The organism is Erysipelatoclostridium sp. AM42-17, assembly GCF_003480255.1.
Taxonomy (GTDB): Bacteria; Bacillota_I; Bacilli_A; order Erysipelotrichales; family Coprobacillaceae; genus Faecalibacillus.
In genome coordinates this window covers 14,219-26,051 of the sequence record NZ_QUIN01000015.1, presented here as the reverse complement: position 1 = coordinate 26,051, position 11,833 = coordinate 14,219, and the positions used below count along the sequence as shown (strand labels likewise).

Annotated in this window: 9 protein-coding genes; all 9 read right to left on the bottom strand. The window is 29.8% G+C overall.

The window, feature by feature from the left end:
* Positions 1–7: 7 nt before the first annotated feature.
* Positions 8–3,061 (bottom strand): DNA polymerase III subunit alpha, encoded by a 3,054-nt coding sequence (gene dnaE, locus DW911_RS06790; protein ID WP_118432929.1) that lies wholly within the window; start codon positions 3,059–3,061, stop codon positions 8–10.
* An 86-nt stretch (positions 3,062–3,147) separates the two neighbouring features.
* A complete protein-coding gene (locus DW911_RS06785) occupies positions 3,148–3,453 on the bottom strand; it encodes a hypothetical protein (protein ID WP_118432930.1) in 306 nt (101 codons plus the stop codon).
* 56 nt (positions 3,454–3,509) lie between these two features.
* Positions 3,510–3,755 (bottom strand): TIGR03905 family TSCPD domain-containing protein, encoded by a 246-nt coding sequence (locus DW911_RS06780; RefSeq protein ID WP_118432931.1) that lies wholly within the window; start codon positions 3,753–3,755, stop codon positions 3,510–3,512.
* A gap of 7 nt (positions 3,756–3,762) precedes the next feature.
* Complete coding sequence (locus DW911_RS06775) at positions 3,763–5,070, bottom strand: class I SAM-dependent RNA methyltransferase (RefSeq protein ID WP_118432932.1); 1,308 nt, start codon at positions 5,068–5,070, stop codon at positions 3,763–3,765.
* A 30-nt stretch (positions 5,071–5,100) separates the two neighbouring features.
* Positions 5,101–6,393, bottom strand: a complete 1,293-nt coding sequence (locus DW911_RS06770) for a hemolysin family protein (RefSeq protein ID WP_118432933.1) — start codon at positions 6,391–6,393, stop codon at positions 5,101–5,103.
* 110 nt (positions 6,394–6,503) lie between these two features.
* Positions 6,504–8,411: a penicillin-binding transpeptidase domain-containing protein gene (locus tag DW911_RS06765; RefSeq protein ID WP_118607626.1), complete on the bottom strand. Its 1,908-nt coding sequence runs from the start codon at positions 8,409–8,411 to the stop codon at positions 6,504–6,506.
* 45 nt (positions 8,412–8,456) lie between these two features.
* Positions 8,457–10,607, bottom strand: coding sequence for a penicillin-binding protein (locus tag DW911_RS06760; protein WP_118432935.1), 2,151 nt, complete (start codon positions 10,605–10,607; stop codon positions 8,457–8,459).
* Positions 10,607–10,894: a hypothetical protein gene (locus DW911_RS06755; protein WP_118432936.1), complete on the bottom strand. Its 288-nt coding sequence runs from the start codon at positions 10,892–10,894 to the stop codon at positions 10,607–10,609. Before DW911_RS06755 ends, DW911_RS06760 begins: the two co-directional genes overlap by 1 nt.
* Positions 10,891–11,826 (bottom strand): 16S rRNA (cytosine(1402)-N(4))-methyltransferase RsmH, encoded by a 936-nt coding sequence (gene rsmH / locus DW911_RS06750; RefSeq protein WP_118432937.1) that lies wholly within the window; start codon positions 11,824–11,826, stop codon positions 10,891–10,893. The genes DW911_RS06755 and rsmH overlap by 4 nt, the downstream gene beginning before the upstream one ends.
* Positions 11,827–11,833 lie beyond the last annotated feature (7 nt).

The following is an 11,833-nucleotide window of genomic DNA, read 5'->3' as shown; positions in this document are numbered from 1 at the left end:
ATTTCCTTTACACTACTTTTTTTACTTTTTGTACAATTAAAGATAATTTATCTCGATAATCTACTTTTCCTTCAATGAGTACAACATTTCCTCTTTCAAAGATATCTTGATATTGTTTATATGTCGAAGAAAAAACAACACCATCTACACTTCCTGTTTCATCCTGTCCTTCAATAAAACACATATCATTTCCTTTTTTATCAACAATGGCTTTAACACGTGTTAATGACATCACCACTAAAACTTTTTGATTGACATACTGATTTAAATTACCTAATGATATCACTTGTATATTGAGTTTTTGTTTAATTAAAACAATAGGATGCGTCGTTAAATAAATTCCCAAAGCTTTCTTTTCTAGTTCTAAACGAACTAATTTATTTTCTTTAATCATTTTTAGAATAGGTGGCTCATCTATTCCTATTGTTTGTTTAAGTTTAGCGTATTCACTCATCTTATGCATATTTTCTTTAATTGTTGCCCGATTATAACCAAACTCATCAAAAGCTCCTGCATCAACTAAACTTTCAAACATCTTAGCATTTACCTTTTGACCATCCATCCTAGCAGCAAAATCAAAAATACTCGTAAACAATCCTTTTTTTCGTTCACTTGCAATAGCTTGATAACCGGCATAACCAACATTTTTTATCGCTAATAATGAATATCTAATAGCTTGATTCTCTACTGTAAAACGATCAAAAGAATAATTAATTGATGGCGGTAAAATATCAATATGATATTTTCTCGCTTCTTGAATATAATTCATTTTATTGACATCACTACCTTGTTCATTTGATAGAATGGCACTATAAAATGATAAAGGATAATGCGTTTTTAAATAAGCTAATTGATATGCAATCATTGCATAAGATACAGAATGAGCTTTATTCAATCCATAATCAGCAAACTTTTCAATCAAATCAAAGATACGGGTTGACTGTTCTTCATTAAATCCTTTTACTAAGCTACCACTAATAAATTCTACTTTCATTTGTGACATTAAACTCACTTCTTTTTTAGAAATAGCTTTTCTAAGTAAATCTGCTTTAGCAAGAGTAAAACCAGCAACAACCTGTGCAATTTGCATAATTTGTTCTTGATACAAAATAATACCATATGTTGACTTTAATATCGGTTCTAAACAAGGTAATTCATATTGTACTTTTTCTTTCTTAAATTTGCGTGCTAAATATTGGGGAATACTGGCCATTGGACCAGGTCGATATAATGCATTAGCAGCAATAATATCATCTAAACTATCAGGCTTCATTTTTCTAAGCAAGTTTTTCATTCCTGGTGATTCTAACTGAAAGACCCCTAAAGTATCTCCACGACTTAATAATTCAAAAGTCTTAGGATCATGATAATCTATGTTTTGAATCATAAAATGAGGATTGTCTTTTTGAATATCTTTAACAATATAAGAAATAATTGTTAGATTTTTTAATCCTAAAAAATCCATCTTCAATAATCCAACATCTTCAATATAATTTTTTGAATATTGTGTAATAACACTATGAGTTGGTCCTTTAGCAAGAGGAACAACTTCATTTAAACAATCTTTAGACAAAACAACCCCAGCTGCATGCATAGAAATATTACGTGGCAAATATTCAACTAGACACATTGATGGTAATATTTCTTTTAGAGCAGGTTCTTGATTAATCATTGATTGAAATGAATATGATGTTTCATAGACTTCTTTAATACTCTTTTTATTTTTAGGACCCGTCGGTATGTATTTAGCTAGCATTTCTAGCTTTGGTAAAGATACATTCATGACTTTTCCTAAATCTCTTAATGCTACCTTAGGCCCATAAGTAGAAAAAGTAACAATTTGACCAACATGTTCTTGTCCATATTTTTCGGTTACATATTGAACAATCTCATCACGACGATCATCTTGGAAATCAATATCAATATCAGGCATTGAAACTCTTTCTTCATTTAAGAAACGTTCAAAAAACAAATGATGCTCAATAGGATCGACATTTGTAATTCCCAAAACATAAGCAACTAAACTCCCAGCAGCACTTCCTCTTCCTGGGCCAACTAAAATATCATGTGTTTTAGCAAAACGAACATAATCAAATACAATAAGGAAATAATCACAAAAGCCCATTTTTTCTATCACTTTTAATTCTTTAGTAAGACGTTGTTTATATTCTAAAGGAATTGCTTGATTTTTAAAACGTTTTTTTAATCCTACGATACAAAGTTGTCTTAAATAATCTTGACTTTTAATATGATCTTTTAATGGATATTGTGGTAAATGCATAATACCTGTTTCAATCGTTACATTACACATTTTTAAAACATGATTGGTTTGATCAATAATGCTTTTATCAAATAATTCTGTCATTTCATAAGGTGTTTTTAAATAAAGCTGATCACTTATAACTTGATGATGTAATGATAAGTGTTCTCCTTTCGCACTCGCACGCAATAAATCTAAAGTCAAAGCATCACTTTTTTGTAGGTAACGCACTTCATTAGAACCACATACTGGGATATTTTCTAATAGTGCTAACGCACATATTCTTTTGTTAAGATGTTCTTGTAATGCAAGATGATGATTTTGAATGCAAATATGATAATGATTTTTAAATAACTGTTTAAAATATTTCATATATTTTAAAGCTTCTGATTCTAATTCTTTAAGAATAAGACGTTCTACAATACCCTCTTTACATCCTGACATAATAAAAAGATGTTCTTTATATAAAGCCAGTTTTTCTATATCAATACAATGTTCTTCACTTAAATTAATATCACTACAAATCTTCATTAAATCATGATAGCCTACCTGATCTTGTGCTAAAAGTAAAAAAGGATAAATTTCATGATGAACACTTACACTTGCTTGCATACCAAATATAGGCTTAATATGATATTTATGACATGCTTTGTTAAATTCCATAGCACCAAACATATTATTTTCGTCTGTTAAAGCCAATGCTTGATAATGCATTTCACTTGCTTTTTTACAGAGTTGATCAATTAAAATTGTACTATTTTGAAAACTATAACAGCTATAAACATTTAATTGTCCTATCATGTTTTTATCCTCCTTATTTTTATTATACACCGATTATCACATTCACCGCATGTTTATCTCATTATATCAAAAATAGTATCAATCCTCTATAAAAACATCCTGCACGAAAGTAACAAGATAACACACGCTACATATAAACATAAACATAAATAGATGATTTGACACCATGAATAAGTCAAAACCAATAAAACCATTAAGCGATATACATATAAAAATAAAACATAATAATGATATTGTATTTGTAAGATGCGTAATCTTTTTTGCCAGATAATAATGATAATAGATAATATTACAGCTAAAAGATGAAAAGGGACAAACATCATTTGAAAGATAATTTGTAGTAGTAAGCATAAACCACACATAAACTGTAATTTTTTTATTGGTACTAACATTGGATCACCCTTTTTATTTTATGCTTTAAAAACAAAAAGAATCACAGCGTGATTCTTTATTGACAATTTTCTTTTAAACATTGAGCAAGTTGATCAGGACAACTTGTTGGTTTTCTACCGCAACGAATACCTTCTAATCGTTCAATAACATCTTGAACTTTCATTCCTTTAGCTAACGCTCCAACACCTTGGGTATTTCCAGAGCATCCACCAATAAACTTTACATTTTGAACAATGTCATTTTCTACTTCAATGACAATTTGACTTGCACATACACCATGTGGTTGATATTTAATTTCCATAGGCTCCCTACTTTCTTTTTAGTTTAACTACTGTAGTTACTGAAGGTTGATAAACAAATTCATCGATACCAACAATACGTTCTACTTTAAAGTATTTTTGTAAATCATTTAAATCTTTAGCCATTGTACTATGATTTTGACTCACATAAATAACATTTTCTACTTTTGATAATCTTAAAGTATCTTTTAATTGTTCACTAATTCCATTTCTTTCATTTTGAATAATAAAAGTATCATAGATTTTCTTTTTAGCGTAAGGAATAATACGTTCTTCTACATTACCATAAATAAATCGAACCTGATCTTTCTTTAAGTATTTTGCATTTAAGTTAGCATCATCTACTAAAGATCTTTGATCATCAAATCCAATCACTTCTTGATCTAATTCTAACTCTAAGACCCCTAATCCTGAATAAACAGATAAAATCTTTTCACTTTCTTTTAACATCGATTTAATAGCTTCATTTCTTCTAAAATAAGCATCAAAATGATGAGGTAATGGTGATTTAACAGAAACAAGATATTTTTGATCTTGATGATAGAATTCTAATTTAGAAAGACCATATAATTTCGTATAACCAGCTTCATCAAAATCTTGATGTCTTGTTGTATTAATTGATAAATATAAACTACATACTTGTTTTAATTTTGTTATACGTTCACTAACCGATTTCTTTAAACCATCTTTTCCTGTAATAATGACGATTTGTACTTGATCATTGATGACTTTTAATTTAATAAATCTAAGTCCTGTTTTAAACTTTTCATGATATGTTTTGCATTTTTCTTCATTAAAAATGACTTCTAAATCTTCTAAAGTACGATTGATTAATGGGTGTTGTTTGAAACAATGCGTCATAACAGTTAAATATTTTGTTTCTCTTTGATAAATACCAAAAGTCACTTTTCCTTTAAAATCAACAATTGGTAAGTTCACGTCCTGAATAAACCCTTGCTTAATTGTATTTGGAATAATATCTTTAAAAACAACTTGATCTAAATCAATTTGAGTATATTTTCTAATTGATTCACGAACAATATTCTTTTTATATTGTAATTGTGTAGGATAATCCATATGTAATAAAGAACACCCTAAACATTCTTTATTAGCACGACATGATATTTGACGACGACTTTTACTTGGACGAATAATTTTAAGTAACTGTCCTGTTAAAAATTGACGATTAAAACTTTTAACATCTACTTCTACTTCCTCACCAATTAAAGCCCCCTTAACAAAAACAACTTTACGATTTAAATATCCTATACCTTCGCCATTAATTCCTAATCTTTTAATCTCTAATCTCTTTTTCATCTTTATCTCCTTAAAAAAGGAAAATCATCCTTAATGATCTTCCCCTTCTTCTTTATGATCAGTTTCTTGTTTTGTAATCACTAATTTAAGTTGGGCAATTCTATTTTTATGCACTTTCATAACATAAATCTTTACCCCATCAATTTCAATATAATCATTAACTTGAGGAACACCATTTAAATTTCCTAAAACTAATCCCCCAATTGATTCAAAATCCTCAGACTTAAAATCAGTATCTAATTCATCATTCACTTCATTTAAATTTAAGCTACCATCTACTAAATACTCATTTTCATTAATTTGAATAATTTCATCATTTTTAAATTCATCATACTCATCATCAATCTCACCAACGATTTCTTCAACAATGTCTTCAAATGTGACAATACCAGACATCACACCATATTCATCTAAAACAATTGCCAAAGTAGCATGTTCTTTTCGCATAGAAGCAAACACATCACTGACTTGATTGAATTCATAAACAACAAAAGCATCTCTCATATAGTCTTTAATATGAAAATTGTTTGGATCAATATCAAAAAACAATAAATCTTTAACATTTAAAACACCTATGACTTCATCAAATGATTCCGAATGAACGGGGTATCTTGAAAAATGATCATCTTGATATATTTTCATTAATTCATCATAAGTACAATCATCACTTAAACTTGCAACATGAATGCGTGGTGTCATAATTTCTTTGATTTCAGTTTCACCAAATTCAAATACATTATGAATCATTTCTTTTTCTTCTTCTTCGATGACACCTTCTTCATGACCTACTGTTACAATTGTTTTAAGTTCTTCTTCAGTTAAACTTGGTCCATCGTTTTTATCACCACCAAAAAGACGAATTAAAAAGCCTGTTATAATATTTAAAATATAGACCACCGGTTTTGTGATAATAACAACAAAATGAACAAATGATGATAACATTAATACTAATGAATCTGCATTTTTTGTTGCTAATGACTTTGGTGTAATTTCACCAAAAATAAGAATGAGTAAAGTCATTAATCCTGTGGCATAAGCTACCATTGATGCCCCATCACCAAAAATAGCCATAATTGTTGCTGTTGTAAGAGAAGAGGCACCAATATTAACTATATTATTTCCTACAAGGATAGCACTGTACAATTGATCACTATTATCTAATAATTTTTCTACTAAAATTGCTCTTTTATTCCCCTCTTGGGCTAAATTTCGTAATTTAATTTTATTAGCTGATAAAAACGCTGTTTCACTACATGAAAAAATACCAGAAAAAATAACTAAAATAATAAGTATGATAATATTCGTTATCTGACTCGGGTCCACTTATTGTAATCTCCTTTGAATATAATGTGATTGTATCATAGTATATTTACAAAAAAATGTCAATAATCCCTCATTTTTGTAATAATCTATAAGAAAATCTTTATCTTATTTTAACTCTTTCCTAACATAATCACAACGGTAGACCCTGCTTCTACAATTTCTCCTTCTTTAGGTAACTGATCTATAACATAATCTCCCTTACCAATAAATTTAAAACGCAATGACACATTGGATACCTCGCTTCTTTTTTTACCAATATACCTTTCAATTTTCACTGTCTTTACATCCATAGGTTGTTCTTCTCTTTCTGGTTGTTTTTTAACCTTTTTAATATGCATGGCAGGTAATATATCTACTAGCATTTTTCTAGCAATAGGTGCTACTGTAGTCCCACCATATTGAATACAATTTTTAGGATTATCCATTGCTACATAAAGAACAATTTGAGGATCATTTATTGGCGCAATTCCTACAAATGATAAAATATAACCTCCTCCCACATAAGTTCCATTAACCGCTTTTTGAGCCGTTCCTGTTTTACCACCAATTCGATAGCCCGGTATATAAGCATTCCTTCCTCCCCCTAAACACACAACCGATTCTAATGCATCTTTTACCTTTGAAGACGTTTCTTTTCTTATGACTTGGCGTATGACTTTCACTTTTCTTTTATAAACTGCATCATTTGTATAACTATTCTTTACTTCTTTCAATATTTGAGGTTTTAATAATTTACCCCCATTCACACAAGCACTAATCGCTCTTACTAACTGTATCGGTGTAATTGAAATTCCTTGACCAAAAGCTACTGTAGCCTGCTCTAATTCATTAAAATTTTTATAATCAAACATAATTCCACTAGATTCACCCGGTAAATCAACACCTGTCTTTTTAGTTAGACCAAATTTTTCAACATAGCGATATAAACGTTTTTTACCTAGCCTTCTCCCTATCTCTACAAAACCCGGATTGGATGAATTTTGCAAAACCTCTCTAAAAGTCTGTAAACCATGTCCTCCTTTTTTCCAAGATTTTATTCTTGAATGACCAACAATTTCATATCCCTTATCAAAGTATGTGTCTTTATCCATATCGAATAGATTTTCATTAAGTCCACTTGAAAAAGTAATAATTTTAAAAGTTGACCCCGGTTCATATGTTTTCCATACCGGAATATTATGATTATAAATATTTTTATCTTCTTTTTGATATTGATTGGGATTAAAATCCGGTTTACTTGATAAAGCCAAAATATCACCTGTATTAGGATTCATCGCTAAAGCCCATATACCATCAGGATGATAAGTTTTATAAGCATTATTAAGTTCTCGTTCGACTATATCTTGTACTTTACCATTAATTGTTAAAGTGATATTCATTCCTGTGGTAGCACCTCGATAATCACTCGGATACATTTTTAAATTATGACTTTTAGCGTCCATATAGTAATCAATAGAACCATTTTTCCCTTTTAAATAATGATCATATTCTAATTCAAGTCCCAATAATCCTTGATTATCAATTCCTACAAATCCTAAACAATGACTCAAATAATGATTTAAAGGATAATAACGCTTTGTATCCTTAATAAGATAAACTCCTGGTAGTTTTAATCTATCTATTCTTCTAGCTATTTCATCTTTTAATTGTCTTCCTTCAGGAGCAATCCTTTGTATAGATACTTTCTTTTCTAACTTTTCTTTCATAACTTGCATATCGACACCTAAAATATCAGATAACTGTTTGGCTGTATAAATTTTATCTTTAATTTGACTTGGTACAACAACAATAGAAGAAGTTGTTAAATTAGTAGCTAATACTTGATGATCAGCTGTCATTATTTTTCCTCTACTTGCCTCAACCGGAAAAGATCTTTGCCATGAATCAACTGCTTTTTGATATATTGTAGAACGATCGATAATTTGTATATAAACTAATTTCAAAATAATTGAAAGAGCTAATAAACAAGTAAAAATCTTAACCCATTTTAGTTTTTTAACTGTTGTTTCAAATAACATCATCTCACCAATTCACTATATGAAAAAAAGGACATATCTATGTCCTTAATTTGATAAATTGACAGTTATCTTGTCGCCACTATGAACAACGCTATTTTCTGCAACACTTTGTCCAGTTACCTGTCCAGATGATCCTTCAAATGTGATTTCTATACCACTTAACGATCCATAAGTGAGAACCTCTTTTTTAGACCAGCCACTCATGTTAGGAACTGTTATGTCTTTACCATCTGTTTTTAAGAATATACGATCTCCAACAGAGACTTTTGTCTTTTTAATAGGATATTGCTCAATAATGGTTCCACCATTACCAATAAGTTGTACTTTTAAAGATTTTGATTCTAACTTCGATTTTACATAATTAACAGATTGATTTGTATATGAATCTAAAGTATAACTTTCATCTAAATGTCCTGAATCTTTTACTTTATATTGATTGACTACATTTAAAGCCTCAGTTGTCATTGTTTTAACAATATTAGGTACATAATCAACATAACTATTATCAGATTTAAAAGTAATCACAATTTCTACTTGAGGATCATCATAAGGTGCTAATCCTACAAATGAATTCATATAAATAGACGTACTATATCCACCATTTTCAGGAACTTGTCCTGTTCCAGTTTTACCAAAAATTTGAGTACCATCATCTAAACGATATCTTTTACCTGTTCCAACTTCATTTTCTACAACCCCTAGCATTAATTCTTTTACTTGATTAACAGCATCTGAACTAAAGATTTGATCTGAACGTTTTGTCTTTCCTTGCTTGATTACTTTATTTGTTGAACTATCTACAATACGATCAACAACATAAGGTTCTACTGTTCTTCCATCGTTACCAAAAATACTGTAGGCTTTTAATAATTGATATGGCGTTACCGTTGATCCTTGACCGAATCCTGTTGTTAAATATTCTAATCGATTATCAGTACGATCATACATAGCAATAGATGACGAACAATCCAATCCATCCATTTTAGACGCTTGGAAAAAACCTAATTCTTTTAATTTTTCTTTTAAGACATCCTTCGTAACAAAACCATTATCTAATAAATTACAAATAGCTACGTTACTTGAACGCATTAATCCTTCATCATAAGTAATTGTACCCCAACCTTCACCACCATTATGATCTTTAATGGTAGCAATGGTTTTGCCATTATAATTAACATTGTATCGTCCAGAAACATAAGTTGCCGAATGACTATATTTCCCCTCATTTATAGAATCAGTATAAATAAAAGGTTTAAAAACTGAACCACATTCCATTGTTCCTTCCAAAAAGAAATTATTATACGTAGAAATATTACGTTCATTAGGATTAAAAGATGGATATGATGACATAGCAAGAATTTTCCCTGTTTTTACTTCCATTACAGCACAAGTTGCCACTTGAGCATGCGTTTCTTGATAAGCTTTAGACATCATGTAATCTAAATCTCTTTGTAATCCACTATTTAAAGTAAGATACATATCTTGACCATTTGTGGCATCTTTTTTTCTTAACATGCCATCAACCAAAGCATATCCTTTAGCATCAGTTTGATAAACTTTAAAACCATTTTCTCCTTTTAAAGACTTATCATAAACAAGTTCTAATCCCATCTCACCGACCATTTTTTTAATACTATTATCTTCATAATTTTTAGCATATCCAACAACATAACTACAAAAATCACCTAATGGGTAATAGCGTGAATCACTTTCCTCAAATTCAATTCCATTTAGATGTAAGTCTTCAATTTGTTTCTTTTGGGTTGCTGTTAAATTATTGCCATAACTTCCTAGCTCCATTTGATATTTACCAGCACTTAATTTTTCTTGAATTTTGTTAGTCAATTCTGTTTCATCCATTGATAAAATGGGTGCTAGTTTTCTTGCTGTATCAACTGCATCACTTACATAAGCTTGCTTTTTCCCATATCCCGGTCTTGAAGAAGACAATACTAAAATAATTTTATATTTTTTTACATTAACAGCGACTTTCTCTTGATCACTTGTGTAGATTTGACCTCTTTTGGCATAAATTGTTTCTTGCTTTTTACTTCTATTTTTAGCAAACGTTTCAATATCTTCTCCACTTACAAAATGTTTTCCAGTTATCCCTAAATAAAGAATATTACTTATCAATAAACAAATAATGAGCGCAAAAATAACTGAGATGATTTTTGCACTCTTATGTTGATTCATTATCTATTTTCTCCATTTGTTGATGCTACAGCATCATTTTGATAAGTATATCCTTTTGCACCAGCAACATCAGCAAGACGATTAAAAGAAACAAGTTCTTGTTTTTGCATCTGTAAACTATCTATATCAGATTGACATGTAGATATTTCTTTTTGTAATGATTGAATTTTATTATTATATGAAGAATCAATTGATTTAACAAAAATCAAACCAATTAAAAAGACTGCAAATGTAAAAACTAAAAATCTAATAGAAAATGTTTCAAATCTTGTTCTCTTTTTTGTCATAACGATACCCTCTCTATAATTCGTAATTTTGCTGAATGTGCCCGATGATTATTTTCTAGTTCATCTTCACTGGCAATAATTGGTTTTCTGTTTACCAGTTTATATTTTGGCTTCATTTCATCTGGAATAACCGGTAACCCTTTTGGTACATCTTTTAATTTGGTTACCTCATTAAAAGTATATTTACATATTTTATCTTCCAAACTATGAAAAGTAATAACTGAAATACGCCCCCCTACATTAAGTAAATCTAATGCATCTGTTAGTGATTGATCAAATACATTTAACTCATCATTAACAGCGATGCGTAAAGCCTGGAATGTTCTTTTTGCAGGATGACCACCCTTTCTCCTTGCTGGTGCAGGAATCGCTTCCTTTATTAAATCAACAAGTTCAAAAGTTGTTTCAATCGGTTTTATTTCTCTTTGTTTTTCTATTTTTCTAGCAATTTGTTTACTAAACTTCTCATCAGCATATTTATAAAAAATGCTAACCAACTGCTCATAAGACCATTCATTAACAATTTTATAAGCATCTAAATCTTTTGATTGATCCATACGCATATCTAAACGTGCATCAAAGTTGTAACTAAAACCACGTTTAGCATCATCAAACTGTGGTGAAGAAACCCCTAAATCATAGAGAATTCCATCTACATGACTAACACCTAATTTAGCAAGTTCCATTTTAATATTTTTAAAATTCGCATGAATAATGGTGAAATGATCGCTTATTTTTTCTAAACGTTCTCTTGCTGCCTTAATAGCAATCTCATCTTGATCAAAACAATACAAATGACCAGTTTTCAATTTCTTTAAAATGGCACTAGAATGTCCTCCACCACCTAGTGTGCAGTCAACATAAATACCATCTTCTTTAATATCAAGACCATCAACGGCTTCTTCTAATAATACAGTAATATGTTTAAACATCGCTTTC